Below are 26,379 nucleotides of genomic sequence, written 5' to 3' on the forward strand. Positions count from 1 at the left end.
TTCAGTCTATTCTTCTTCAAATTGATTTTGATTAATTCGTTCTTCTTTAATTAAATCATACATACCTTTAGCGTTTTCTTTAGAAGCGTGTTCACTTAAACCCGTTACTTTAACTGTAACCAGCTTTTGTCCAAAACGAATAACCAGTTCATCTTCTACTTTAACATCTGTCCCAGCTTTGGCTACATTACCATTTACAGTAATACGACCTTGGTCACTTATTTCTTTCGCCAAAGTACGACGCTTAACGAGTCGTGATACTTTTAAATATTTATCTAATCTCATGAATCTTTCTCCCCTTGTTGCAAATAGTTTCTAAGGGTTTCTTCATCAAAATCCCTATTTTTGGTTTTATCATACAATGCCATGAAGTGGTCTGCAAATACTTTCTCAAATTTAACGCGTGGTGATTTACCTTCTTTACTCTTAGCTGTCTGCCAAATGTCATTTAAATCTTCTATGGATTCTGCATTTTCATCACCGAAAATGTGTGGATGACGACGAATCATCTTAGCACTGAGACTCTCAATAATTTCTTGGATGTCCATATAACCTTCTTTTTTACCAATACTAGCATGCAAGAGCACTTGCAGTAAGATGTCACCTAATTCTTCTATCATGTGCCAATCATCTGCATTATCTATCGCTTCAAACAATTCGAAGCTCTCTTCTAATAAATAACGTTTAAGAGAGTCGTGTGTTTGAACACGATCCCATGGGCAACCTGTTTCATCATCTACTAAACGGTCTATCACTTCTACTGCATAGTCAAAATTCTGATACAGTGCTTCATCATTTGTCACTTTCGGTACATATACACTCGTTAAATTATTAAAAACATTCTCATGATGATCAAGCTCAAATAGTGGCACCTCCAGTACATTAGCCCCTGTACTGTGCGCGCCAGTCACGATTTTTACTAAGAAGTCATCTGGATAATGTTCCATTAAAGTGATTTTAATATCTGCTGCAATCATAGCACTGTATACTTGCGTAATAAGTGTATGCGTACGTACATTGAGTAACTGTTCTGTTAAAGCAGTTCCGTCCAATAAAGTAAAACCATCATTAGGATCTTGATCGATTGCTGCAAAGATATCATCGATAAAACTTTTACCACCTAGCATTTTAACGTCTACGTCTTTATGATGTGCGTGATAATCAAGCAACTTGGCTGTCGTCGTTTCAGCTACTCGCGGATGTCCAGGCACGGCATAGACCACGTCTTGTGCTTGCGCTTTTTCTATTAAAAAGTCGACGATTTGTTGATAAACCGAATCAAAATCTTCGTTTTCTTCATAGACTGTATCAAAGCTTTCAAATTTGAGTTCATCTTGTAATTGATTGATTACAGGATGTTCAAGTGTACGTGTATAAACAAGCGGTTGTTGTATTAAGAAACGATATATACCAAGTGGCAATTCATCTAAACCGTAGTTACCTAAACCAACAATTGTAATTGTATGTGTCATTAATGTCGTCCTTTCTTAATATGATAAAGCTTATCGCCAAATGGCAAATGCTTTAATTCTCTATAACTTAAAATATTCATGTATATCACGAGTAGCAATAATACGGCAACGCCTAGGATTACTACAATAACCAACATTACAAGTCCACCGATACGTCCTACTACAGGTAACAATTCCATAATGATTTGAATAACGATTGTCATGACGGCTAATGCAGTAATCATTTTCAAAATGAAAGGTTTCATTCGATTAAAGTGATACTGTTTAAGCACCTCTCTATGCAATATGACTCCAAAGCAAGCGAGTGACATAACCGTACTTATACTCGCGCCAACAATGCCATACTGCGAAATCAACAGCACGTTCAGTATAGCTTTCACAACTAAGCCAACCATTACTCCAATCAATATCGGGCGAATACAATTAAGTACTTGTAGCAATGCAATATCCATCATAATGAGTGACACACATATAACAGTTAACATATAAAATCCAAGTGTGAAACTTAAGCTATTCGTCTTAAAGAAGACCGCGTTCATCATAGGCAATAAATTAATTAATCCTATACCTGCTGCTGAACTAATTAGAATCGTAATCTTAAGCGATGCGTTAGCATAACGATTCATTTTTACTTGATTTTGTTGTTCAATCGCCTCAGTCAATAATGGTATGAGCACAAAGCTAAATGTGGTTGTAACAATTAACCCCATTTGTATAAATGAAGCACCACGATCATATATTCCTTTTTGCATGATTGCTTCTTTAAAATGCAAACCATGTGATTGTAACGTATGAATAATGGTAAAACTATCTACAAATTGCCATAATATAACCAATAACTGGCTCAATGCAAAAACAAGCGTAGCCATAAGTAAGTCTTTCCAAGGTATATGCACCGATATGTTCTGCATTTTGAAGGCGAAAGGTTTCATCACTATTAAAAAGAGACTTGAACCTAAGAATCCAAGCGCAGAAGCCAAAATCGCAATCGTACCCGCTTGATATATGGACCAATCTCTTATCATAAATAAAACAATCGCTACAATAATAAATCCAACACGAATCATTTGTTCAATTACCTGGGAAATAGCAGGTATGTTCATTCGTCTTTGACTTTGATAATAGCCACGACACACGCCTAGTATGCCGATGAACAGATAACTTAAGCTCGCCATTCTTAACATTGGCGCAAGTCTTGAATCTCCCATTAACACAGCCACTGGATTCGCTAATAATAAGAGCAGTATAAATATCACGATTCCAATCATTTGGAATCGTAACAGTACTTTGGAGAACGAAGCAGCTTGTCCACTAATACCAAACGTTTGCGTAACCGCACTCGGAATAGCATTCATAGACAAAATCATACCTAGTGCCACAATGGGATAAACTTGTTGATACGCATATAAGCCTGTATCACCGAGCACATTTTGATAAGGTACTCGGTAAATTGCACTTAATACTTTGACGATGACGAGCGCAAGGGTTAGAATCACAACACCATTAAATGCTGTGTGTCTAGAAGGTTTACTGTGTGTCAATTCATTCGTAGACTCAGATGACAACGATTGTGTCGATTTAGACTCTGATAGCTTCTTAATCTTCATCTTCAATAGCCATACTTCCTTCAAGGCATTTCACAAGGAATTTCAAGTTATCTAACCATTGCTTAGATTTTGTAAGTGTGACATGCATACGGTTCTCTTTAACACCAAGTTTCATCGCACGTCCTAAAGGTTGTGTTTGTTTAAACAATACTTCACCATTGATTTGTTCTGTTGCTTTCGCTGATAAAGACACTTCAATTTGCTTACCTTTATCCTTAATTAAAGTTACACCAGCATGTAGTGCATGTATTTTAATTTCCACCATTTCAAGCAAACGTTCAACTTCTACTGGGTAATCATTGAAGCGATCGATTAACTCATCTTTAATATCAAATAATTGTTCTTCCGTTTCAACTTTGCGTAGTTTTTTATAAATTTCAATTTTAGCTTGCTCATTTTGAATATATTCTGCTGGTAAATAAGCATCTAAGTTTAATTCCATTTCTACTTCTGGTGCATCTGGCTCTTCTTCTTTGATGCCACGTTTTTCGTTAACCGCTTCTTCTAACATTTGTGAATACAAGTCGAATCCGACAGAGTCGATAAAGCCATGTTGTTGTTTACCAAGTAAGTTCCCGGCACCACGAATATTTAAATCACGCATCGCAATTTTGAACCCTGAACCTAGTTCAGTAAATTCTTTAATCGCTTGTAATCTTTCTTCTGCTGTTTCAGTTAACACTTTATTTGCGGCGTGTAAGAAGTAGGCATAGCCGATACGACTTGAGCGTCCTACACGACCGCGCAATTGATACAATTGGCTTAATCCAAAGCGATCTGCTTCTTCAATGATTAGAGTATTCGCGTTAGGTACATCTACACCTGTCTCAATAATCGTTGTAGTCACTAAAATATCAAATTCACCATTAATAAAGCTTAGCATTGTTTCTTCAAGATCACGTTCTGTCATCTGACCATGTGCAACGGCAATATTAGCATCCGGCATTAACATCTGTAATTGTTCACGCTTTTCATAAATGGATTGCACTCTGTTATATAAATAGAATACCTGTCCGTCACGCGATAATTCACGTTCTAAAGCTTCTTTTATAAAATTACTGTTTTGTTCTAACACATAAGTTTGTACAGGAAAACGATTCTCTGGAGGTGTTTCAATGACTGATAAATCACGTACACCAAGCATACTCATATGCAATGTTCTTGGGATTGGTGTTGCAGTTAAGGTTAACACATCAACATTGATCTTCATTGTCTTAATACGTTCTTTATGACGTACACCAAAGCGTTGTTCTTCATCGACTATTAATAAGCCCAAGTCTTTATAATGAATATCTTTGCCTAACAATTTATGTGTTCCAACTACAATATCCACATATCCTGATTTAAGTCCTTCTTTTGTTTCTTTGACTTCTTTAGTTGAACGGAATCGACTAATCAATTCAATTTGCACCGGAAAATCTTGCATTCGTTCAATTAATGTTTCATAGTGTTGTTGCGCTAAAATCGTTGTAGGAACAAGAAATGCAACCTGTTTACCTTCCATCACTGCTTTGAAAGCAGCTCGAACAGCAACTTCTGTCTTACCATATCCTACGTCACCGCATAATAGACGATCCATTGGACGCTCGCGTTCCATATCACCTTTGATTTCGTCAATCGACTTCGCTTGGTCTGGCGTCAATTCGTATGGGAAGTCCATTTCAAACGCACTTTGCTCAGCAGTGTCTTCACCGTATTGGTACCCTACTGACATTTCACGTTCTTTATACAATGCGATTAATTCATCTGCAATATCTTCAACACTTTGTTGAACTTTAGCCTTTGTTTTCTTCCATTCTGAACCACCAAGTTTGTTTAGTTTAGGGGATTTATCTTCGGAAGCAACATATTTTTGCACTTGGTCCATTTGATCAACTGGTACAAACAGTTGGTCTGTGCCTTTATATTGTAATTTAATATAATCTCGGTGAACATCGCCAACTTCTAGTGTTTCAACACCTAAGTAACGACCTACCCCATGATGCACATGTACAACATAGTCACCCACATTAAGGTCTTGATATGACTTGATTTTTTCAGCATTTGATAACGTCTTAGTGCGTTTACGTTGTTTCTTTTGCTTAGTCTTGAACAATTCGCGCTCAGTTATGACAACGAGTTGCATATAGGGTAATTCGAAGCCTTCTGATAGACTGCCTTCTGTAACAATGACTTGTCCAGATTTAATGTCATTATGAACATTTGTAACAGTTGGTATATGCATCTCATTCAACATTGATTGGATACGTTCAACTTTCGTTTCCGTTTCTACAAACACTACAATGTTGTAGTCATTATGCACATAACGTTGGAATTCTGAACGCATGATATCATATTGCCCGTAGAATTGTTGCACTGGTTTACATGAAAATTTAATAATATGTTGCAACTGAACAGGCATTGTCGATGTAAATAAAGTGAAATAGGTTACTGGATAATCTTTTAGCAATGATTCAAAACCATCATATTGCATAAATGATTGCCCCATAAAACCATTTCCACTTTCTATTAAGTTCTGAATAAAGTCGTCCACTTCAGTTGTTAATGTCTTTTCAGTTTCTTTAATACGGTTATATTCATCCGTTACAATGATGGCATCTTCTGCAAAATAGTCAATTAGTGTTGAAGGCTGGTCATACATAAATGCCACCAAACGACGTAATAATTGATGATCAAAGAACGTCGTTTCAAACAATTTGAAACTTTCGTAAGTCTCTTTCAAATCATTACGGACAGATTTATCAATTTTGGGGCGTGTTGTTTCATATGCAGCCTTTAATTCAGTTTGTAAGTGTTGAATGACGTCATCTGTAATAATGTAATCACTTGCCGTCGTAATCGCAACTTCTTCAATATTGTCATTTGAACGTTGCGTTTCAACATCAAAGTCGCGGATGGAATCAACTTCAGTATCAAACAATTCGATTCGAATAGGTTGACCTATGAGTGGATAAATGTCGATAATACCGCCACGTAATGAGAACTCACCAATGTGTGATACGACACTTTCACGACGATACCCCATATTCACTAATTTGTTTAAGAATTCATCAACGTCGATGTCTTCGCCTACTTTGAGTGTGAGTTGATGATCTTTCCATAAATCAGATGGTGTAAGCCACTTTTTCAATCCATTTAAAGGAACGATAAATAACCCTTCCTTATTATGAGCTAATGCAGTTAGTGTACGTACACGTTCACTCATAAGTTGAGGGCTTTGCGTTGAGAACTCTTCAGTCATAATATCTTGTACAGGATATTTATACACTTCAGAATGATCGACATATTGTAAAATATCAGTTTCTAATTTATCCGCTTGATATAAGTTGTTTGTAATTAACAACATTTGTTTTTGATCTTTTAAATACTTTTCAGCAATAATCGTTGCTTTTGCTGAGGGAGAAAGGCCAGTGACAAGTATATTCTGTTGGCCGAAGACGTCATCAAGTTCTTGGAAACGTTTATCATTTTGAATATACTCTGAAATAATAGGTCTCAATTGACTTCTCCGTTATATTGATTCATTACATGATCAAAGCGTGAACTTTCAATAAATGCTTCTACTGCATGTGCTGAATGTTCAATCACTTTATCCATAATGATCATTTCTTCTTTTGAGAATTTCTGTAATACATAATCAGGTACTGACATACCGTTTGTTGGTCTCCCTACACCAATACGAATACGTTTAAATTGATCTGTACCTAAATGTTTAATTATAGACTTCATACCATTGTGTCCTCCAGCGCTACCTTTTTGGCGCAAGCGGATTTGACCTTGAGATAAATCTAAATCATCATATAAGACAATTAAATCTTCTACTTCAACATTGTAATAATCCATTAATGGCCCAACTGCCTCACCTGAAAGATTCATCATCGTCATTGGTTCAATAAATAGGACCTTTTCGCCATTTAGACGTTCAATAGTATAAGCACCTTTAAATTTTTGTTTATCTAATGAGAAATGATGTTTCTCTAAAATAAAATCGATGACTTCAAATCCGATATTGTGTCTTGTTAACTCAAATCGCTTACCTATATTTCCAAGACCCACAATACATTTCATACGATGTTACCTCCATTGTGTTTCATTTATAATGATATCTATCAACTGAATAGAATTGTGCATATATCAATTATTCCTTATTCTATAACATTCCCTATAATAACACAAAAAAGGGGCAGAACAGAATTCTTAACGAATCCATGATTCCACCCCCGCAAGGATAATTAGAGTTGCGCACACCTGATATAGGTGCCTAATCAACTCATTTAGCTACTGCAATTTAGCATTGTAGCCTTATATTATGTTTTATCCTAAATGATTAAAGATAACATTCAACGAATTATTCTTCGTCTTTGTTTTCTTCGTCATCTTCTTTGTCTTCACCAACTACTTCAGGTTCTTCAGTTGCTGATTCACCTTCCATAGCTTCAACTTCTTCTTCAGTAGGTTCATCAGTTGGAGGAACTACTGTTACAACAGATTCTTCTGGGTCATTTTCAATTGTGAAATCACCAGAAACTTTAATATCTGCAACTGAGTAGCTATCATTAACTTCTAATTCAGTAATGTCTACTTCAATTGATTCAGGGATATTTTCTGGAGTTGCTGTAATTTGTAAGTCGAATAATGGTTGTTCAACTACGCCGCCTTCTTTAGCGCCAACAGCTTCACCTACTAAGTGAACTGGTACGTCAACAGTACGTTCTTCAGTCATGTTGATTGCTAAGAAGTCGATGTGCGTAATTTGGTTTTTAAGTGGGTCGAATTGATAATCAGACACCATAACTTTAATTGTTTTAGAACCAACGCCTAAATCGATAACTCCGTTACGTCCTACTTCACGGATGATTTTGATGAATTCAACTTCATCAACTTTAACTGAAGTATTTTTAGTACCATAACCATAAACTACTGCAGGTACTTTACCTGTGTTACGTAATTTTTTAAGGTCAGAACGCGTTTGTTTACCTTGACGGATGATTGACTTTAATGAAGCCATTCGTATTTCCACCTTTCATTTTCAAGTCTAGATACTTATTATCGTGAGAATCTTAAGTTCTGGACTTCCCTTCACTTACCCATCAACTTTATAAGTTGCTTGCAAGTGTTTATTAGTTCGTAAAACCACGAACGAATGTATTATACACGCTTAAAATATATAAGTCAAACGCATTTGTAAACTTTAGTCAAATAATACACTGACTGATTCACGTTCATAAACGCGGATAATTGCTTGTGCTAATAAACCAGCAACGGATAATTCTTTTGTATTTGATGGCTTACGAGAGTCATCAAGTAAGATTGAGTTTGTAACGATTAATTCTTTAATTGCTGAATTTTCAATACGTTCTTTTGCAGGGCCTGATAACACTGGGTGTGTACAACATGCATAAACATCTTTAGCACCTTTATCTTTAAGCGCTTGTGCAGCTAATGTAATTGTTCCCGCTGTATCAATAATATCATCAATAATAATCGCAGTACGTCCTTCAATTTCACCAACAATATTCATTACTTCTGCCACGTTTGGTTTAGGACGACGTTTATCAATAATTGCAATCGGAGTTTTTAAAATGTCGGCAAGTTTACGTGCACGTGTTACACCACCATGGTCAGGTGATACGACAACACATTCTTCTGGGTCAATGTTAGGGTCGTTTTCAAAATGTTGACCAATGATAGGTACACCCATTAAGTGGTCGATTGGAATATCAAAGAATCCTTGAATTTGTGGTGCATGTAGATCTAAAGCAATCATGCGATTAGCGCCAGCTGTTTCAATTAAGTTCGCTACTAATTTAGCTGTAATAGGTTCACGGCTACGTGCTTTTCTATCTTGTCGTGCATAGCCATAGTACGGAACCACAATATTGATGTTAGCTGCTGATGCACGTTTACATGCATCGATCATAATCAATAGCTCCATCAAGTGTAAATTAACCGGATTTGAAGTTGGTTGGATAATGAAGACATCACATCCACGAATACTTTCTTCAATATTGATTTGAATTTCTCCATCACTGAAGCGTTTTACAGAACATTTCCCTAATTCAATCCCTACTCGATCAGCTACTTCTTGTGCTAATGGCTCATTTCCTTTTAAAGAAAAAATCTTTAAAGATGAATTCTTGTATTCATTATTTAACATTTATAGTCCTCCAATTTTTAACTTAGACACTCTCATTATATAAAAAATCAATCGTTTTTACTATGTTCAACAAAAAATTGTAGAAAAGAGATACGAAATTTTAACAAAAACTTACTTTTTAAGATAGCCCTCTTTTGTGATTTGACGGGCACGCGCAAGTGCTAAACTTTCATTAGGTACGTTGTCCGTAATTGTAGATCCTGCAGCAATTAATACGCCATCACCTACAGTTACAGGTGCTACTAAGTTAGTATTACAACCAATAAATGCATCTTTACCAACAACCGTTTTGAATTTGTTTACACCATCATAATTTACAGTAATTGAACCACAACCAATATTCGTACGTTCACCGATTTCAGCATCTCCGATATAACTTAAATGAGATACTTTAGCACCATCTTTAAGGTCTGCTTTTTTCACTTCTACAAAGTTGCCGACTTTCACTTCTGAACCTAAGTTAGAACCCGGTCTTAATTGCGCAAATGGACCAACTTTTGTTTTATCACCTACAACAGCGTCATTAATCACTGATTGTTTGATATCAACATGTGCCCCAATACGACTATTGTTGATTTCAGAATATTGTCCAATAACAGTTTCTTCTCCAATTGTTGTGTCACCATTAATTCGCACACCAGGTTCAATAATTGCGTCCATACCAATCTTAACATCCGGACCAATAAATGTAGTTGTAGGGTCAATAATCGTTACACCATTTCTCATGTGCGCAATATTAATACGCTGTTGTAACGCTTTTTCAGCATTACTTAACATCACACGATCATTTACACCCATAATTTCATTAAAATCATCAGTATGATAGACTTCTGCAATACCTTCATCTTCTAAGATTAAAGCAATCACATCAGGCAAGTAATATTCTCCTTGCGCGTTGTCATTTTTAACTTCCGCTAATTTAGAAAAAAGCACTTGGTTATCGAATGCAAAAATACCTGAGCTAATTTCAGTTAATGCCTTTTCTTCTTTTGTCGCATCTTTTTCTTCAACGATACGTTGTAATCTGTGTGCCTCATCTCGAACAATACGACCGTAACCAAATGGAATTTGAGCAGTTGCTGATAATACTGTCGCTTGTGCATGCGTACTTTCATGATGCTCAATTAACTTCTGCAACGTATGTGCAGTGATAAGTGGTGTATCTCCACAAACAACTAATGTTGTGCCTTCCATATTTTCTAAATGCTCATTGGCCATCTTTACTGCGTGCGCTGTTCCCAATTGTTCTTCTTGATAACTATATAATGATTGATCTCCTAAAGTTGCTTTAACATCTTCAGCACCGTGACCAACGATTGTCACGATTTGGTTCACACCAGCATGCTTAACATTTGTTAACACATGTTCTACCATTGATTTCCCTGCAACTTCATGTAGTACTTTATATTTATTTGATTTCATTCTAGTACCTTTTCCAGCTGCTAATATTACCGCATTTCTTTGCATGAATGGTAACCCTCCAATAAATTTTACACTTCTAATTTATTATAATTTAACTCAAGTTCGAGTTTCAAGATTTAGAAGGTTTTATCATTTAGTCTATTTAAATTTTCAAAAATATGTATACACAACTTGAATACTTTAGCATACATTTCACAACTTAAAAAAGCAGGTTCAACACATTTAATGTTGAACCTGCTATGAATGTATGGTTTATTTAAGCTTCGTCTGAATCTTCTGATGAAGCGTTTTTATCTGGAATAACTTCATCTGTTTCGTCATATACTTTCATAACGGCATCTTGAATTTCTTGTCTCATATCAGAGTTAATTGGATGCGCGATATCACGGAATTCACCATCTGGTGTACGTTTACTTGGCATTGCAACGAAAAGACCTGAGTTTCCTTCAATTACACGTAAATCATGAATTACAAAAGCTTCATCTAATGTAATTGAAACAAGTGCTTTCATTCTGCCATCTGTTTGTATTTTTCTAAGTCTAACATCTGTCACTTTCATGTAGTGAGCCCCCCTAGTATATATATCTTTGTTTGTTAGAAGCTTGACAATTTTCTAATCAAGGAAATTATATTCCTTTTACTTTACCTACAACTTCAATTTCAACTTTAACGTCTTTAGGTAAGCGTGCAACTTCAACACAACTACGTGCTGGTTGATGTTCGCTGAAATAACTACCATATACTTCGTTTATTTGTTGAAATTCATTCATATCGGAGATAAAGATGGTTGCTTTCACAACTGAGTTTAAATCCGAACCAGCTTCTTCAAGTACTACAGACAAATTGTCTAGCACTTGTTTTGTTTGTTCTTTCACATCATCACTGACAATATTCCCTTCAGTATCTAATGGGATTTGTCCAGATGTAAATACTAAATTATTCACAACCATAGCATGTGAGTATGGTCCTAAAGCTTCTGGTGCTTTGTTAGTGTTAATCATTTTCATGATGTAAAAACTCCTTTTAAGAAAATTTAGACAAACTATTGCCAGGTTCTACTTTAAATTCCTGATTGTATTCATCTACATCAGATAATTTAACTAAAGAAGTATAATCCTCAATCAATCTTTGTTTAACTTCTTTTGATTCTACAAGTACAGATACCCCTTTAACGTGTGCCTTAAACTCATTCATCAGATTCATAACGCCATTAATTGAACCCCCTGCTCTCATAAAATCATCAACGACGAGTACATTAGAATTTTCGGCTAACGTACGTTTAGAAAGTACCATCGTTTCAATTTTACGAGAAGAGCCTGACACATAGTTAATCGATACAGTAGATCCCTCAGTAACTTTATTGTCTTTTCTAATTACTACTACAGGTAAATTTAATACGTTCGCTACCGCATTGGCAAGTGATATCCCTTTTGTAGCGATTGTCACAACCGCATCAAGGTCCTCTTCCATATAAATGCTAGCAATTAATTTGCCAACTTTATTAAGTAAAGAAGGGTTTCCGACTAAATCTGATAAGAACAGATAGCCACCCGGTAATAATCGTTCTTTCTCTTGAAGTAGCTCAATAATTTCATCAATAATCTCTGACGCCTCTTCTTTGCTCATCATCGGTTTATAGGTTACACCGCCACTAGCGCCTGCTGTCGTTATAACTGTACCTAATTTTTCTTTTTGGAAAGTATTTTTAATGATTTGAACATCTTCACTAATTGAAGATTTGGCTTGTTTGAATTTTTTCACAAAAAAAGTTAAAGGTACTAACTGATTTGGATGGTTCATTAAATACTGTGTCATAAAGACGATACGTTCACTTCTTTTATACCTCATTTGTTGTTCAACCCTTCTATCCTAATAATCTAACTAAATACACTTCATTACAGCAGCCATTTACAGCATTATATAATTTTTTCGCTTGGCTTTCTTTTTGTGCAAGTCCATATACGGTCGGTCCACTGCCACTCATAAGCGCGCCATCTGCACCACACTGCAACATATTATTCTTTATTTTTCGAATTTCAGGATGCATTGACATCGACACTGGTTCTAAACGATTCGATAAACTTTGGCACAACTGTTGATAATTACCATTAACAATCGCTTGTTCACACATTTCTGTATCAACATGATGTGTATCATCCAAATCCAACGCCTTGAATACATCTGGAGATGATATACCTAAATTAGGTTTCGCCAACACAACCCAAGCTGAAGGTGGCTTTTTTAAGAAGCGTATCTTCTCACCTCTACCTTTGCATACTGCAGTTCTGTTATAAATACAAAATGGAATGTCTGTCCCAATTTGAATACCCAACTCACTCAATTCATGAAGTGATTTATCTAAATTGAACAGACGATTAATGCCACGCATTGTAGCAGCTGCATCAGCCGATCCTCCTGCTAATCCGGCAGAAACAGGAATATCTTTATCTATAGTGATGGTTACACCTGCTTTTAAATCATACGTCTCCATCATTAATTGTGCTGCACGATAAGCTAAATTTTTATGATCATTTGGAACATAGTTATGTTCAATATCAACAACAATTTTTTTGTCTTTTCTTTTTTGAAAAGACAAGCGATCATTTAAATCAACAGTCGTCATAATCATCGCAATTTCATGATATCCGTCATTTCTTTTGAAAAGTGTATCGAGCGTCAAATTTATCTTGGCTGGTGCCGTTTCATATATCATTTTTCCGCCCTCTCTTCATCAATAGTAATAAGATGATTTTAACACAAAGACTAAAAATATTTGATAGATACATGACAAATTTATGTAAAATCTTAATAAAACAATCATTTTAATCTGCTAATATACGTTTTCTGATGAAATTCTATTATTTTGAAGTAAAATGATTAAGATTGGACACATTTTGTAGTCCACATTTTAAACAACCCTTATGATGCTACAAAAAAAGAGCGTTGAACTTAATAAGCCCAACACCCAATACATTTCAATTATAGAGTTGAGGTACACTAAACCACTCTATATTTATGTCTAAATTAGTGTGCAACTACTTCTTGATGATTATCTTCTTCAAATGAAACTTGTACGTTCTCTGTAAGAACATCCGTATATGTATACGAAACTCTTTCGAAATTATGCTTATCTTGGTCTAATTCAACAACAAATACTGAAGGATATGTTTCTTTTAACACACCACAACGTTCGATTGTTTTTTTACGACCACCGTTGGCTTTTAGTACAATACGATTTCCTAAGTGACAATCAATAGAATTTTTGATGTCCAAAATTGATTTTGGCATATTGCTCCACCTCGCTACAAGTTACATAATACCATATTTCGAGGTGTTTTGTCAAACAAAATTTAAATTTTATCAATGTAGTCGCGCTTTGTCAACAATTTAATTTTCTAATTCTGGGAAATTTTTCTTTTCTTCATACAATCGTGCAAAATCTTGTATTGATAGCGTTTCTCCACGTCTTTTAGGATCAATACCTGTTTGCTCAAGCCATTTTAATATACTTTCTTTATGTTGCTTTCCATCTTTAAAGAAGTTCTGATAGTTGTTATTAATTGTTTTACGTCTTTGCGCAAACGCTGCTTTAGCTAATTTAAAGAACGCTTCTTCATTATCCACGTGAACGAGTGGCGTTTCTCTTTGCATTAATTTAACCACTATGGAGTCTACATTAGGTGGTGGCATAAATACAGATTTAGGCACAGTTAACACTTTACTTGTTTCAGTATAGTACTGTGTAACAATAGATAATGAGCCATACGATTTCGTTCCTACTTGCGCATTCAAACGCTCTCCCACTTCTTTTTGCATCATCACAACATAACCATCAATCGGAATATCTTGTTGCATTAAGTTCAGTAGAATTGGTGTTGTTATATAATACGGCAGATTAGCTACGACCATGATTTTGTCACAATCATTTAGATATGTTTCAACCGCTTTAGCAATGTCTGCTTTCAATATATCCTCGTTAATAATCGTAATATTGTCATAAGGCGCTAATGTTTCTTTTAAAACTGGTATCAGTCGTTGGTCTATTTCAAATGACATCACTTTTTTAGCACGCTTCGCTAATTGTTCTGTTAAAGACCCCATACCAGGTCCCACTTCAATAACACCTGTATGGTCATCAATTTGACTCGCATCTATAATTTTATGAATGATATTAACATCTACTAAGAAGTTTTGTCCTAAACTTTTTTTAAAGTTAAATCCAAATTGATCTAACAACGCTCGCGTTCGTGAAGGTGTCGCAATATCTTTTCTCTCCACCTTTTATTCACTCTCCTTTTCCATAGATAATGCTTCGCGCACATCTGCTTCTGTATAACCAAATGCATTAAGTTTCTTCAATAATTGCTTACCGTTTGAATGTCCAATGTGTAACTTACGACCTAATATGTCTCTTCTACGACGTGCATCTTTGCCGATGATTAAACCTAAATCAATCAGCACACTTTTGTCAATTGACTCTTCCGCTTCTTCAAAAGGAGAGCTGACATGCATTAAAGCATCTCTAATATCTTGGGGGTCTGCATGTTCAACGCCAATTTTACCACGCTTATTTTTAGCCTTCTCTCGATCTAAATACGCATGTTTAACGCCCAAAACATGTTCCGTAATCGTGTGTCGTATTTTATCACCTGGAAAGTCAGGGTCCGTTAATACAATCACCCCTCTTGTTTCTTGTGCATTTTGGATGACTGCTAACGTTTCTTTATTAATGGCACTACCATTTGTTTCAATCGTGTCACATTCGACAGCCGACTTTACACGTTCTGTATCATCTCTACCTTCTACGACGATAAATTCATTGATTTTCATAATAAAAATCCTTACCTTTCAAATTCATTTCACATATATTATAACTGCTCATCATATAAAAAATGAGAAAGATGCCGTGTGTCATGTTGCTAAAATCATACCATGACAGACACGGTTTAACATCTTTCTCAGACATATCATATTATTTTAATTTAAATAAACGTTCAGCATTTTCGGTAGTCTGACGACATACGTCTTCATATGTCATTCCACGTAATTCTGCAATTTGTTGTGCAACTAAAGTCACACGTTCAGGTTCATTACGTTTACCTCTGTAAGGATGAGGTGAAAGATAAGGCGCATCTGTTTCAACTAATAATCTATCCATAGGTACATGTTTTGCGACCTCTTTAGGTTGCTTAGCATTCTTAAACGTAACTGGACCACCTAAAGAAATATGGAAATTTAATTTATTAATAACCACATCTGCGATTTCAGGAGAACCACTAAAGCTATGCATAATGCCGCCTACTTCTTCAGCATGCTCTTCCATCAATATATCGACACAATCTTGCGTCGCTTCACGATTGTGAATAATAATAGGCAAGTTTACCCTTTTAGCGAGCGCAATTTGCTTTCTAAACACATCTTTTTGAACATCAGCTGGAGATTTATCCCAATGATAGTCTAATCCCATTTCTCCTATACCAATGACTTTAGGATGTTGTGCTAATTGTTCAATCCATTGTAAACGTTCATCTGTGAAATCAATAGCATCAACAGGGTGCCAACCAATAATGCCATAAATAAAATCATATTCATCTATTAATGTCATCGCACGTTCAATTGTCGGTGTATCAAAACCAACAACAAACATACGGTCAACACCTGCTTCTCTCGCACGAGAAATGACTTCAGTTAAATCTTCTGCATATTGTTCATCATTTAAATGGACATGTGTATCGATTAACATTTTATCTCTCCTCATTTTACACTTTATTACTATTTAATAACTGCACCATTTGGAATTGCACTTGGCAAGCTAACTAATGTTAAAACACCGTCTTTTTCAGCTGATAAAATCATTCCTTCAGATTTTTGGCCCATTAATTTTGCTGGTTTTAAGTTTGTAACTACTGCTACTTTTTTACCAATAATATCTTCTGGACGATAGAATTTAGCAATACCAGAAACAATTTGTCGTTGTTCTGAGGCTAAATCAATTTGGATTTTTAGTAATTTATCAGATTTTGGAACATTTTCAGCATCTGTAATAGTTGCCGCTTTAATTTCAACTTTGTCGAAATCTTTAATATCAATTTGTGCTTTACTTGGTACTTCCGCTTCTTCTTTAGGTTCTTCAGATTTTGGAGGTTGCATAGATTCTTTAATATATGCTATTTCCGCATCAGTATCTAAACGTGGGAAGATTGGTGTTGGTTTCTCAGTTACCATAATAGGTTGTTTCAATGCACCGTATTGCTCAAGGCTTTCTAATTCAAACAATTCAGGTTCATTAATATTTAATTGGTTGAAGATTTCTTTAGGTGCATGTGTTAAGAATGGACGTAATAACACTGCAGCATATCGAATATTTTCAACTAAATGTGCCATGACGTTACCAAGCATATCCTTTTGATGCTCATCTTTAGCTAATACCCATGGTGTCGTCTCATCAATATATTTATTCGTACGGCTAATCAATTTCCATACCGTTGATAATGCCACAGAGAATTGGAAACTTTCCATACTTTCATTGAAGTGTTTCACTGTTTCAAGTGCCATTGCTTCCATATCTTCGTCTAACTCGTGTTTTGGTCCTTCGTAAGCAGGTAATTCACCTTGGAAGTACTTATTGATCATAGAAATCGTACGATTCACTAAGTTACCTAAATCGTTCGCTAAATCATAGTTTGTACGCTCTACAAAAGCTTCAGGTGTGAACACACCATCTGAACCAAATGGTAATTCGCGCATTAAATAGTAGCGTGTTGCATCTAGGCCATAGCGATCGATTAATACGTTTGGATCGACAACGTTACCTTTAGATTTACTCATTTTACCGTCTTTCATCAAAATCCAACCATGTGCAAATACCTTTTTAGGAAGTGGTAGGTCTAACGCCATTAATAAAATCGGCCAAATAATTGAGTGGAAACGTACAATTTCCTTCGCCATTAAATGTACATCTGCTGGCCAGTATTTTTGGAATAATGCATCGTCATCTGATAGATAACCTAATGAAGAAATATAGTTTACGAGTGCATCAATCCATACGTATACAACGTGTTTAGGATTTGATGGAACTCTAACACCCCAGTCAAATGATGTACGTGATACGGCTAAGTCTTCTAAACCTGGTTTAATAAAGTTATTAATCATTTCATTCTTTCTTGAAGGTGGTTGAATGAAATCTGGATTAGCATCATAAAACGCTAATAATTTATCTGTATATTTATTAATGTTAAAGAAATAACTTTCTTCTTTAACTAATTCAACTTCATGACCAGAATCCGGGCTTTTACCCCCAACGATTTTGCCATTTTCATATACAGGTTCTACTAATTGTGACTCAGTATAGTATGTTTCATCAGGTACCGAATACCATCCTTCATACTCACCAAGGTAAATGTCACCTTGTTTCAAAAGACGCTCAAATACTTTTTCAACTACTTGTTTATGGCGTTCTTCTGTCGTACGGATGAAGTCATCATTAGAGATTTCTAGTTTACTCCAAAGCTTTTTAATACCACTGATCATTTCGTCTAAATACTCTAATTCAGTTTTACCTGCTTTTTGGGCTTTTTCTTGAATTTTTTGGCCATGTTCATCTGTACCAGTAAGGTAACGAACATCATAACCTTGCATACGTTTGTAACGTGAAATCACATCACCTGCTACCGTTGAATATGCATGACCGATATGTAAATTACCACTTGGATAATAAATTGGGGTTGTAATATAAAATGTTTCTTTCGCCATCAATAGTCCTCCTCATCATTTACAAAATAATACTATATACTTACTATTTGTTTTTATACATTTTGATACTTAAACGCATCACGATATTCCTTTAATATTTAGTTATTTATCATTATAACGCATATCCATTTTCTAGTGTCGTATCCTATTAACATTACCATAAATTCATTAATTTATGGGTGATTTCTAAGATTTTCATAGCCTAATTCCCTTGAAAAAATAATCAACCGATGTGTCTAATTTTGCTACATCATTCATTAACATTGTGGTATATGTCATAAACCTCTCCAGTTTTCATATGACGGTCTTCCGCAACTAACTTAATTGCTTTTTTAGGCTTGATCTTTTGTTCTGACATATAATGTTCAACATGTTCAGATATGGTCAATGATTCAAACCATTGTTCAGTTTCAAGAGGCTTAGCGCCCTCTATCAAAATAACAAATTCACCTTTTTGCATAATTTCATCTTGTTGAAATGCGTGTAATAAGTGTTCAACATCTTGCATGACAATTTGTTCGAACTTTTTCGTTAATTCGCGGCCGACTGCAACGCGTCTAGTCGCATCAACTTTCGCAATGGCTTTTAATGTTTCAACTACTCGGAAAGGAGATTCATAAATAATTAAAGTGCTGTCTTGATACATTCTTTCCTGTAATATCGCGATCTTTTCTTTTTCTTTTCTAGGTAAAAAGCCTAAAAAAGTATACGTATAAGATGGTAAGCCACTTGCCATCAACGCAGTTAATCCAGCATTAGGTCCAGGTACCGTTTCGACATGAATATCATGATTATGGGCAGCAACTACTAATTCATAACCTGGATCACTTATTAAAGGTAAACCTGCATCAGACACTAATGCAACATTGTATCCTTCATTTAATAGATCAATTAAATATGCCGTTTGTTGAGTTTTATTATGTTCATGATACGATTTTAAAGGGGTTTGAATATCATAATGATTGCAAAGCTTTTTAGTCACTCGTGTGTCTTCGCAAGCTATGAAATCAACATGATTCAAAGTTTCAATTGCCCGAAAAGTAATATCACCTAGGTTACCAATAGGCGTCCCTACTAGATATAATGTCGCCATGTTTAACGCTCCCCAATCATTTTTAATTTTTCTTGTCTTGTAAATGTTTTAATTTCATATTCTCTGCGCATGGCTTCTGATTTTGAATCAAACATTTCTTGATAAACTAACACTACCGGGCGTCTTATTTTTGTATATTTAGCACCTTTTCCTGCATTATGCGTCGCAATACGTGCTTCTACATCTGTAGTATAACCTGTATATAATGAATCATCTTTGCATTTAACAATGTATACATAATGCTTAGCCATAATATACCTCTTTCATCTCATCAGTATAGTCACCCTGGTTGTTATAGATGTAAAATGGTGGTGCGATGGTTAACCCTTGATTACCATTCTTACGTCCCTCTACCACTATCGTAACAGCTGATTTGTCTATTTTACTATAAATAAATACTACACGTTTGGGTTCTATACTCGCGTTACGCATTTCGGTTAAGACATCCATCAACCTTTCAGCTCGATGAACCATCATGAGTCGGCCACCTTGCTTTAATAAATGACGTGCCGCCATCATACAATCCTCTAAAGTACACTTAACCTCATGTCTTGCTATTTTATGCGCTTCCTTTTGATGCTGATTGCGTTGATTCGTTTTAAAGTAGGGTGGATTACACGTAACTAATGTATACTGCGATGGTTTGAAGTTTTGATACACTTCTTTTAAATCCATATGATGCATTAGCAATCGATCGTTTAAACGGTTATATTCGAAACTGCGACGCGCCATATCAACGAGTTTTTCCTGTATCTCAATACTCTCTATAGGTTGTGAGCCCTTAGCGGATAACAAGAGTGCAATCACACCATTTCCAGCACATAAATCTAGTATTTTGTCATTTTTTCTAACTTCAGTAAAATGCCCCAACAATAATGCATCAGTTGAAAATGAAAACACATCGTCATTTTGAATAATTTTCAAATTTTCCTTAAATAGGTCATCAATACGCTCATTAACTTTTAACATGGTCTGTTTTCTCCTAAAAAAGAGATGTCTTTGCAACACATCAATATATTTCAAAGTGTTGAAATCCATCCCTCATCATTAACGTACGTTTTAAGCAATTACAATGTATCTTAACAACGTACCTTCAAGCCATTAGCACTAAACATATGCCAAAGGTCTAACTATTTAACACATTCATACATAGTAAACAATCTTCACCATAGCGATGCTTACCAAATAGTTCTCCATTACAAATGTGGAAGCCTTCACTATATAATACGGCGAGATTATCCTTACTTGGTAATGGTTTCTTTACATGTTTAATTGAACTTTTATTATCTTTTTCCTTACTCACTGGTTTGTTGTCTTTTTCAACACGGCTAGCAACTTTGACCGCTTCAACGTCTTGTTCGCTCTTAGCCATTAATGATTTTAAGTTATCATTTTCAACTTGTAATGCAACATTTTCTTCAATAAGTTGGATAGATAATGCTTTCAATTCACTCATTTCTTGATTTAATTGATTAACATTACTTTCAAGTCTTACAACTTTTTCAAATAGGTCATTGCGGTTCAAAAGTAACGTACCTCCTTAATTAAAAGCTTCTAATTCTTCCATTTTATATTCTAATGGTTGTTCTAAACCATCGATTTTAACTTGCATTGAGATGTCTAAAATATTTAATCCGATAACTTGTCCCTTACCTTCAGGTGTCACAATCTTATCACCTAAATCAGGCAATTGTGCTCTTGCTTCTTCATAGAAATCATTTTCATATTTTAAGCAACACATTAATCGACCACAAGCACCGGAAATTTTAGTTGGATTTAAAGATAAGTTTTGGTCTTTAGCCATCTTGATTGAAACCGGTTCAAAATCCCCTAAGAACGTTGCACAACATAGCGAACGTCCACATGGACCGATACCACCTAATAATTTCGCTTCATCTCGAACACCAATTTGTCTTAACTCAATACGCGTTTTTAAATTTTGAGCTAAATGTTTCACGAGTTTACGGAAATCAATGCGATCATCTGCTGTAAAATTAAAAATCACTTTTGATTTATCTAATGTATATTCGCAATTAACTAATCGCATATCCAACTGTTGTTCTTTAGCTAAGTCTTTACATAACTGTAATGCATCGGTTGCATCTCTATCATTTTGATAATATGTTTCGATATCTTGATCAGTAGCAACACGTATGATTTCTTTTAAAGGTAATGTAACATCACCATCTTCAACGTCTTTAGGCGGGAATTTAACACTCCCAATTTCAATGCCACGTTTAGATTCGACAACAACCCAATCATTCACATTTACGTCTAAATCTTTAGGCGCATAATATTCCAATTTCCCAGCTTTTTGAAATTGGACACCTACGATATTTGGCATTCTAACTCACACCTTTGATTACTATTTGTTCAAATACAAGCGTCGGATTAACATTTTGCATTAATTTTTTGTGCGCTTCTGTAATTTGATCGTACATGATAATAATTTGATTTAACGATAACTGGCTCGCATATTTTTCTATGTTACCTTTTAAATCTGAGTATATAAAATGATGATCAATCCCTATTTTGGCATGCATAATATCTTCAAAAAATGCATTTACCGCCGCTAACGTTAGAGATTGTAACTTTCTGTTTTTAGCATGTTTTAATAATTCTATTATTCCAATTAACGCCATAGGTTTATTTGTTAATAACAACTCACACCAATGTAAGATTACTTTCCTAAGTGCGACTAAATCATGTTCTTCATTTAAACCTTTAGCTGTTTCGAGTTGCGTAGTATAACTACTTAACATTTCCGCAACAGCTCTATTGATATCTTCTTCAACTAATCTATCTATAAAGTGCTGTTTATCACTTGGTTTAAAATAAACATGCTGACAACGCGAATGAATTGTATCGAGAATTTGTTCTGGCTTCGTTGATAGCAAAATGGCTATCGTATTCTCAGGAGGCTCTTCTAAAAATTTTAATATACTATTTTCCCCTTGAACAGTAAGCTTTTCAAAGTCCTCAATAATATAAACTTTATGTTTGCCTTCAATTGGTAGTTGATTCATTCGATGAACCAATTGTTCAATTTGTTCTTTCTTAATTGAATTCTCCTCAGATGACACATACATGAAATCTGGTTGATTGAACGTTTCTACTTTCATTTCACATTGTTGATTCCCATTACATAGAATAAGTTTTGCAAATTCCATCGCGACGTGCTTCATTGATTGAGCATCATCACCTTCAAACAAATAGGCGTGCGATAGTTTATTTGAATGATACGCATTCGCTAATTTTTGTTGTTCATCCATGCTTGCTTACTCCTTATTCAACTTTATAATATAAAAAGAGGTTAGGACCAAAGCATTTAGAATTTAGACAAACTCATTGATAAGCAACATTATGACTCAAATTTTGTCGAATCACGCTTCTCTACAACGTAACATGTTGCAAATGAGTTTACTAAACCTGCCTTTAAACACCATGCATTAGTGTCCCAGAGCATAAGCCGTTTTGTCCCAACCTCGAATATTGTATATTCATCTAAGGTGTCTTAATTTCATTTTCATTGTTTTAAAATTTATTTATTAAAATCTATGGAATGATTCGACTGGCATTACAAATACTGTAGCGCCTCCCACTTCCACTTCAACAGGATATGGTATGTAAGAATCTGCACTACCACCCATTGGTGTCATTGGTGAAACAAGTTGATCTCTATTACCACAAGTATGATCGATAACTGATAAAATATCATCTACACGATCATCATCTACACCACATAAGAAAGTAGTGTTACCGGCTCTTAAAAATCCACCAGTCGTTGCTAATTTTGTAGCTCTAAAGTTATTTTTTACGAGTTGGTCTGAAAGTTCCTGACTATCCTGATCTTGAACGATCGCTATAATCATTTTCATCTTAAAACACCTCTTCTAGTTATTATATCATAATTATTTTAAAAAATTTAAGATTATCTCATAAGTTTCATTGACTACATCATCAATATGACGTGTCGCATCTACTACTGCGAAACGCTCAGGTGTTTCTTGAATGATTTGTCGATATCCTTCAATCACCTTCTCGTGAAACGCAATATCTTCTTTATCAAGTCGATTCTGATCTCGTTGGTTTTTGAGAATTCTATCTCTACCAACTTCAGCCGTAATGTCTAAATAAACCGTCAAATCTGGATAAAGTCCATTAATTGCAAAGTCATTTAATTGTTTCACTTCTTCAATACCTATACCCCTTGCATAACCTTGATATGCAAGAGAACTATCAATATATCTATCACATAAGACAATTTTATCATCTTTCAACGCAGGCACAACTTTTTCTACTAGATGCTCTCTTCTTGATGCAGCAAATAGCATTGCTTCCGTGCGAATATCCATATTTGCACCTTCCAATACCACCTTACGTATTTCTTCACCAGTTGGCACACCGCCTGGTTCTCTAGTAGCAATTAATTGATAATCCTGTGCTAACTTTTCAGACACACGTTGCAATACAGTTGTCTTACCTGAACCCTCAGGACCCTCAAACGTTATAAATGCCGACATTTCATTCATCCTTAACTAATATTTTTTCATTTTTTATACCTTCAACTTTATCACCTTTTTGAAGGTATTCTCGCATTAATTTTATCATATTTCGGGTTATTCTTTCCCCTTTTAAATAAACAGGAATTCCTGGTGGGTACGGTATAATATGCGTTGCTAAAATGCTATGCTCAGCATGATCAATATGCATCCATGTTACTTCACCATTCTCACTAGGGAAATACTTACCTTCATCGACTGGAAGTTGAATCGACGACATTGGTTTATGTGTTGAACGTACTGGCAAGTTCAAATAAGTGATTTTGTTTAATAATGCTTCGAATGGATACCTATCATCTTCATGCCATAGTGGCAACACAAGCAACACTTGCTTATCATCAGCTAATTCAACATATATACCTAGTTGTTCAAACCATGTTTGTATTTCAAATCCAGAATATCCCGGATATTGAATTAATAATTTTAAAGGATCACTCACACAGACTGTAGTTAATCCAGTCTTATTTAATGTATCTATAAGTTGCTTTCTTTTTTCCAAAAATATGGAACCATCATAATCAACATAAAATTGGTGTGCGAGTTCAAGGCTAGCCATAACTAAATACGATGGACTTGACGTTTGAAAATACCCTAAATATCGAACTATTTCATCATTTAAGGGGGCATTTTTATGAATAAATAATATGGAACCCATCGTGAGCGCAGGCAACGTTTTATGATAAGACTGCACCACATAATCCGCACCACTTTCTAGCGCCGACTTAGGAAAATGAGCTAAGTTAAAATGGGCACCATGAGCTTCATCAACTAATACTGGAATTGCTTCACTATGTGCCCTATCAACAAATTCATTGATATCAAAACATTCACCATAATAATTTGGATATGTGACAATTGCTAACTTTTGATGATTAAACTTCATATTATGTACGTCTGGACCTAAGTATTGATCACTATCCTTACTTTTAGTCATCGCAAGTATATCCGCAGGTTGTTGTACAATATCTAAGCCATGAAAGACGGACTTGTGAACGTTACGACTAATTAAATAGTTCCCCTTTCTTTTTGAAAAGGATTGTATCACTGATAAAATACCTGATGTTGTACCATTAATTAAGAAATAGGCATTATAGTCTGGATGTTTACGACAATACTGCATACTTTGCAATATGATATCTTCAGGGTGATGTAAATCATCTAAACCAGTAATTTCGGTCATATCCATTTTAAAGTCTAAATTGTTTATACGGCCAATTGTCCCATTTTTATGACCAGGTACGTGTAATGAAATCGCCTTTTCATTAACCAATTGAGATAATTTTTCAAAAATTGGAAGTTCCATACTATACACACTTTCTAACAGATTTAGCGCACTTGCGATAAATCATCATCGCCATTACGTTGCTCAATCCACTTCGTTTTTAATAACCCCATAACATAAGAATCTTTGTACTTCCCTTGTGTATAAAAGTGTTCTTTTAATTCACCTTCAATAGTAAAGCCTGCCTTTTTATATATGTGCACGGCTTTTTCATTATTCACATCTACATAGAGATATACTTTATTCAAGTTCAAGACTAAAAAGGCATAATCAATCGCCATTTTAAATGCTTTTTTAGCATATCCTTTATTACCATATTGACTGTCTATAATAATTTGAATTTCACAATTTCTATGTACAAAATTGATTTCTACTAGCTCTACTACACCAATAGATGTTTGATTATCTTCAATAATAAATCGTCTTTCTGATTCATCTAAAATGTGTTTTTGATACAACATTTTTAATTCACTTAATGACTCATATGGCTCTTCGAACCAATAAGACATAATCGTATATTCATTATTTAGATGATGTACAAATTGTAAATCTGTTTCTTCTAATGCTCTAATTATCATTTTTAGCACTCCTTTAATTACAGTTTATGCAAGTAAATTAATGAAGTAAAGCAACTCAATTATTTTATTTGTCGAATATTTTATTTCAGAATATAAAGCTGAAATTTATAGTCTTTTAATTTTAAGCATAAAAAAAGAGGTGGGACATAAATAATATAATAATGCTATTTTGCAAATTCGCAGTAGCTGACTGAACTGAGAAGGCGCATAATTCAAGCTTTTCTCAGTTCTAGTCACCCTTGCGGGCGGGGCCCCAACAAAGAGAATTTCATTAAGAAATTCTACAAGCAAAGCAAGTTGGGAGTGGGACGACGAATTCAAAAGAATTCTGTCCCGCTCCCATTACTTCGCCTGGCAACGTCCTACTCTAGCGGAACGTAAATCGGCTACCATCGCCGCTAAGAACCTTACTTTACTTCGTGGCAAGCGCTCGCATCTTTCTTCCTTTTCTAAA

General features: G+C 35.0%; 27 protein-coding genes. All 27 read right to left on the reverse strand.

Annotated elements, in window-relative coordinates; translation table 11 throughout:
- Positions 1-6: 6 nt before the first annotated feature.
- The 27 genes from KA858_RS05255 to KA858_RS05385 all read right to left on the reverse strand — a co-directional run bounded on the left by KA858_RS05255 (position 7) and on the right by KA858_RS05385 (position 25,925).
- Positions 7-285, reverse strand: coding sequence for an RNA-binding S4 domain-containing protein (locus KA858_RS05255; RefSeq protein WP_037537011.1), 279 nt, complete (start codon positions 283-285; stop codon positions 7-9).
- A complete protein-coding gene (locus KA858_RS05260) occupies positions 282-1,472 on the reverse strand; it encodes a MazG nucleotide pyrophosphohydrolase domain-containing protein (protein ID WP_210125309.1) in 1,191 nt (396 codons plus the stop codon). The genes KA858_RS05255 and KA858_RS05260 overlap by 4 nt, the downstream gene beginning before the upstream one ends.
- Positions 1,472-3,079 carry a polysaccharide biosynthesis protein gene (locus KA858_RS05265; protein WP_210135187.1) on the reverse strand — a complete coding sequence of 536 codons (1,608 nt, stop codon included), beginning with the start codon at positions 3,077-3,079 and terminating at the stop codon, positions 1,472-1,474. The genes KA858_RS05260 and KA858_RS05265 overlap by 1 nt, the downstream gene beginning before the upstream one ends.
- Positions 3,069-6,578 carry a transcription-repair coupling factor gene (gene mfd, locus KA858_RS05270; RefSeq protein ID WP_210125308.1) on the reverse strand — a complete coding sequence of 1,170 codons (3,510 nt, stop codon included), beginning with the start codon at positions 6,576-6,578 and terminating at the stop codon, positions 3,069-3,071. The genes KA858_RS05265 and mfd overlap by 11 nt, the downstream gene beginning before the upstream one ends.
- Complete coding sequence (pth, locus tag KA858_RS05275) at positions 6,575-7,147, reverse strand: aminoacyl-tRNA hydrolase (protein ID WP_053031322.1); 573 nt, start codon at positions 7,145-7,147, stop codon at positions 6,575-6,577. Before pth ends, mfd begins: the two co-directional genes overlap by 4 nt.
- 280 nt (positions 7,148-7,427) lie before the next feature.
- The gene (locus KA858_RS05280) at positions 7,428-8,087 is read right to left on the reverse strand and encodes a 50S ribosomal protein L25/general stress protein Ctc (protein WP_053031321.1); all 660 of its coding nucleotides are present in this window, start codon (positions 8,085-8,087) and stop codon (positions 7,428-7,430) included.
- A gap of 183 nt (positions 8,088-8,270) precedes the next feature.
- A complete protein-coding gene (locus KA858_RS05285) occupies positions 8,271-9,236 on the reverse strand; it encodes a ribose-phosphate diphosphokinase (RefSeq protein ID WP_107630228.1) in 966 nt (321 codons plus the stop codon).
- 111 nt (positions 9,237-9,347) lie between these two features.
- A complete protein-coding gene (gene glmU, locus KA858_RS05290) occupies positions 9,348-10,703 on the reverse strand; it encodes a bifunctional UDP-N-acetylglucosamine diphosphorylase/glucosamine-1-phosphate N-acetyltransferase GlmU (RefSeq protein ID WP_210125307.1) in 1,356 nt (451 codons plus the stop codon).
- A 211-nt stretch (positions 10,704-10,914) separates the two neighbouring features.
- Entirely contained in the window at positions 10,915-11,217 is a 303-nt protein-coding gene (gene spoVG, locus KA858_RS05295) for a septation regulator SpoVG (RefSeq protein ID WP_011276763.1), read from the reverse strand.
- Positions 11,218-11,284: 67 nt separating this feature from the next.
- Positions 11,285-11,665 (reverse strand): RidA family protein, encoded by a 381-nt coding sequence (locus KA858_RS05300; protein ID WP_053031315.1) that lies wholly within the window; start codon positions 11,663-11,665, stop codon positions 11,285-11,287.
- Between the two features lie 16 nt (positions 11,666-11,681).
- Positions 11,682-12,506 carry a pur operon repressor gene (purR, locus tag KA858_RS05305; RefSeq protein WP_053031313.1) on the reverse strand — a complete coding sequence of 275 codons (825 nt, stop codon included), beginning with the start codon at positions 12,504-12,506 and terminating at the stop codon, positions 11,682-11,684.
- A 16-nt stretch (positions 12,507-12,522) separates the two neighbouring features.
- The gene (ispE, locus tag KA858_RS05310) at positions 12,523-13,371 is read right to left on the reverse strand and encodes a 4-(cytidine 5'-diphospho)-2-C-methyl-D-erythritol kinase (RefSeq protein WP_053031311.1); all 849 of its coding nucleotides are present in this window, start codon (positions 13,369-13,371) and stop codon (positions 12,523-12,525) included.
- 311 nt (positions 13,372-13,682) lie between these two features.
- Positions 13,683-13,946 carry a biofilm formation stimulator Veg gene (gene veg, locus KA858_RS05315; RefSeq protein ID WP_011276767.1) on the reverse strand — a complete coding sequence of 88 codons (264 nt, stop codon included), beginning with the start codon at positions 13,944-13,946 and terminating at the stop codon, positions 13,683-13,685.
- Positions 13,947-14,045: 99 nt separating this feature from the next.
- The gene (gene rsmA, locus KA858_RS05320; RefSeq protein ID WP_070854572.1) at positions 14,046-14,936 is read right to left on the reverse strand and encodes a 16S rRNA (adenine(1518)-N(6)/adenine(1519)-N(6))-dimethyltransferase RsmA; all 891 of its coding nucleotides are present in this window, start codon (positions 14,934-14,936) and stop codon (positions 14,046-14,048) included.
- A 3-nt stretch (positions 14,937-14,939) separates the two neighbouring features.
- Positions 14,940-15,488, reverse strand: coding sequence for a ribonuclease M5 (rnmV, locus tag KA858_RS05325; RefSeq protein WP_210125306.1), 549 nt, complete (start codon positions 15,486-15,488; stop codon positions 14,940-14,942).
- Positions 15,489-15,630: 142 nt separating this feature from the next.
- Positions 15,631-16,401, reverse strand: a complete 771-nt coding sequence (locus KA858_RS05330; RefSeq protein WP_053031305.1) for a TatD family hydrolase — start codon at positions 16,399-16,401, stop codon at positions 15,631-15,633.
- 29 nt (positions 16,402-16,430) lie between these two features.
- Positions 16,431-18,410, reverse strand: coding sequence for a methionine--tRNA ligase (gene metG / locus KA858_RS05335; protein WP_210125305.1), 1,980 nt, complete (start codon positions 18,408-18,410; stop codon positions 16,431-16,433).
- A gap of 250 nt (positions 18,411-18,660) precedes the next feature.
- Complete coding sequence (rsmI, locus tag KA858_RS05340; protein WP_210125304.1) at positions 18,661-19,503, reverse strand: 16S rRNA (cytidine(1402)-2'-O)-methyltransferase; 843 nt, start codon at positions 19,501-19,503, stop codon at positions 18,661-18,663.
- A 2-nt stretch (positions 19,504-19,505) separates the two neighbouring features.
- Entirely contained in the window at positions 19,506-19,754 is a 249-nt protein-coding gene (locus tag KA858_RS05345; RefSeq protein ID WP_210125303.1) for a GIY-YIG nuclease family protein, read from the reverse strand.
- Positions 19,747-20,472 (reverse strand): tRNA1(Val) (adenine(37)-N6)-methyltransferase, encoded by a 726-nt coding sequence (locus tag KA858_RS05350; protein WP_210125302.1) that lies wholly within the window; start codon positions 20,470-20,472, stop codon positions 19,747-19,749. The genes KA858_RS05345 and KA858_RS05350 overlap by 8 nt, the downstream gene beginning before the upstream one ends.
- A 157-nt stretch (positions 20,473-20,629) precedes the next feature.
- Positions 20,630-21,028 (reverse strand): DNA replication initiation control protein YabA, encoded by a 399-nt coding sequence (gene yabA, locus KA858_RS05355; protein ID WP_053031294.1) that lies wholly within the window; start codon positions 21,026-21,028, stop codon positions 20,630-20,632.
- A 15-nt stretch (positions 21,029-21,043) separates the two neighbouring features.
- Positions 21,044-21,847 (reverse strand): PSP1 domain-containing protein, encoded by an 804-nt coding sequence (locus KA858_RS05360; protein WP_210125301.1) that lies wholly within the window; start codon positions 21,845-21,847, stop codon positions 21,044-21,046.
- A 1-nt stretch (position 21,848) separates the two neighbouring features.
- Positions 21,849-22,775: a DNA polymerase III subunit delta' C-terminal domain-containing protein gene (locus tag KA858_RS05365; protein ID WP_210125300.1), complete on the reverse strand. Its 927-nt coding sequence runs from the start codon at positions 22,773-22,775 to the stop codon at positions 21,849-21,851.
- A 276-nt stretch (positions 22,776-23,051) separates the two neighbouring features.
- The gene (locus tag KA858_RS05370; protein WP_011276778.1) at positions 23,052-23,381 is read right to left on the reverse strand and encodes a cyclic-di-AMP receptor; all 330 of its coding nucleotides are present in this window, start codon (positions 23,379-23,381) and stop codon (positions 23,052-23,054) included.
- 33 nt (positions 23,382-23,414) lie between these two features.
- The gene (gene tmk / locus KA858_RS05375) at positions 23,415-24,026 is read right to left on the reverse strand and encodes a dTMP kinase (RefSeq protein ID WP_070854567.1); all 612 of its coding nucleotides are present in this window, start codon (positions 24,024-24,026) and stop codon (positions 23,415-23,417) included.
- 1 nt (position 24,027) lies between these two features.
- Positions 24,028-25,368: an aminotransferase class I/II-fold pyridoxal phosphate-dependent enzyme gene (locus KA858_RS05380; protein WP_210125299.1), complete on the reverse strand. Its 1,341-nt coding sequence runs from the start codon at positions 25,366-25,368 to the stop codon at positions 24,028-24,030.
- Positions 25,369-25,391: 23 nt separating this feature from the next.
- On the reverse strand, positions 25,392-25,925 hold the full coding sequence (locus tag KA858_RS05385) for a GNAT family N-acetyltransferase (RefSeq protein ID WP_107630240.1): 534 nt from the start codon (positions 25,923-25,925) through the stop codon (positions 25,392-25,394).
- Positions 25,926-26,379: the final 454 nt, after the last annotated feature.

The sequence above is a fragment of the Staphylococcus sp. GDX8P80P genome, assembly GCF_017893095.1.
Taxonomy (GTDB): domain Bacteria; phylum Bacillota; class Bacilli; order Staphylococcales; family Staphylococcaceae; genus Staphylococcus; species Staphylococcus borealis.

Bases quoted from the DNA above. Each gene is read 5' to 3' on its own strand.
- KA858_RS05365 (WP_210125300.1), bottom strand. From the start codon at position 22,775: ATGGATGAACAACAAAAATTAGCGAATGCGTATCATTCAAATAAACTA.
- veg (WP_011276767.1), bottom strand. From the start codon at position 13,946: ATGCCAAAATCAATTTTGGACATCAAAAATTCTATTGATTGTCACTTA.
- KA858_RS05345 (WP_210125303.1), bottom strand. From the start codon at position 19,754: ATGGCTAAGCATTATGTATACATTGTTAAATGCAAAGATGATTCATTA.
- tmk (WP_070854567.1), bottom strand. From the start codon at position 24,026: ATGTCGGCATTTATAACGTTTGAGGGTCCTGAGGGTTCAGGTAAGACA.
- pth (WP_053031322.1), bottom strand. From the start codon at position 7,147: ATGAAATGTATTGTGGGTCTTGGAAATATAGGTAAGCGATTTGAGTTA.
- purR (WP_053031313.1), bottom strand. From the start codon at position 12,506: ATGAGGTATAAAAGAAGTGAACGTATCGTCTTTATGACACAGTATTTA.
- rnmV (WP_210125306.1), bottom strand. From the start codon at position 15,488: ATGAAAATCAATGAATTTATCGTCGTAGAAGGTAGAGATGATACAGAA.
- KA858_RS05380 (WP_210125299.1), bottom strand. From the start codon at position 25,368: ATGGAACTTCCAATTTTTGAAAAATTATCTCAATTGGTTAATGAAAAG.
- KA858_RS05265 (WP_210135187.1), bottom strand. From the start codon at position 3,079: ATGAAGATTAAGAAGCTATCAGAGTCTAAATCGACACAATCGTTGTCA.
- KA858_RS05385 (WP_107630240.1), bottom strand. From the start codon at position 25,925: ATGATAATTAGAGCATTAGAAGAAACAGATTTACAATTTGTACATCAT.
- KA858_RS05360 (WP_210125301.1), bottom strand. From the start codon at position 21,847: ATGCCAAATATCGTAGGTGTCCAATTTCAAAAAGCTGGGAAATTGGAA.
- rsmI (WP_210125304.1), bottom strand. From the start codon at position 19,503: ATGGCGACATTATATCTAGTAGGGACGCCTATTGGTAACCTAGGTGAT.
- ispE (WP_053031311.1), bottom strand. From the start codon at position 13,371: ATGATATATGAAACGGCACCAGCCAAGATAAATTTGACGCTCGATACA.
- KA858_RS05330 (WP_053031305.1), bottom strand. From the start codon at position 16,401: ATGTTAATCGATACACATGTCCATTTAAATGATGAACAATATGCAGAA.
- spoVG (WP_011276763.1), bottom strand. From the start codon at position 11,217: ATGAAAGTGACAGATGTTAGACTTAGAAAAATACAAACAGATGGCAGA.
- KA858_RS05350 (WP_210125302.1), bottom strand. From the start codon at position 20,472: ATGTTAAAAGTTAATGAGCGTATTGATGACCTATTTAAGGAAAATTTG.
- KA858_RS05260 (WP_210125309.1), bottom strand. From the start codon at position 1,472: ATGACACATACAATTACAATTGTTGGTTTAGGTAACTACGGTTTAGAT.
- glmU (WP_210125307.1), bottom strand. From the start codon at position 10,703: ATGCAAAGAAATGCGGTAATATTAGCAGCTGGAAAAGGTACTAGAATG.
- KA858_RS05280 (WP_053031321.1), bottom strand. From the start codon at position 8,087: ATGGCTTCATTAAAGTCAATCATCCGTCAAGGTAAACAAACGCGTTCT.
- metG (WP_210125305.1), bottom strand. From the start codon at position 18,410: ATGGCGAAAGAAACATTTTATATTACAACCCCAATTTATTATCCAAGT.
- KA858_RS05285 (WP_107630228.1), bottom strand. From the start codon at position 9,236: ATGTTAAATAATGAATACAAGAATTCATCTTTAAAGATTTTTTCTTTA.
- KA858_RS05300 (WP_053031315.1), bottom strand. From the start codon at position 11,665: ATGAAAATGATTAACACTAACAAAGCACCAGAAGCTTTAGGACCATAC.
- KA858_RS05255 (WP_037537011.1), bottom strand. From the start codon at position 285: ATGAGATTAGATAAATATTTAAAAGTATCACGACTCGTTAAGCGTCGT.
- KA858_RS05370 (WP_011276778.1), bottom strand. From the start codon at position 23,381: ATGAAAATGATTATAGCGATCGTTCAAGATCAGGATAGTCAGGAACTT.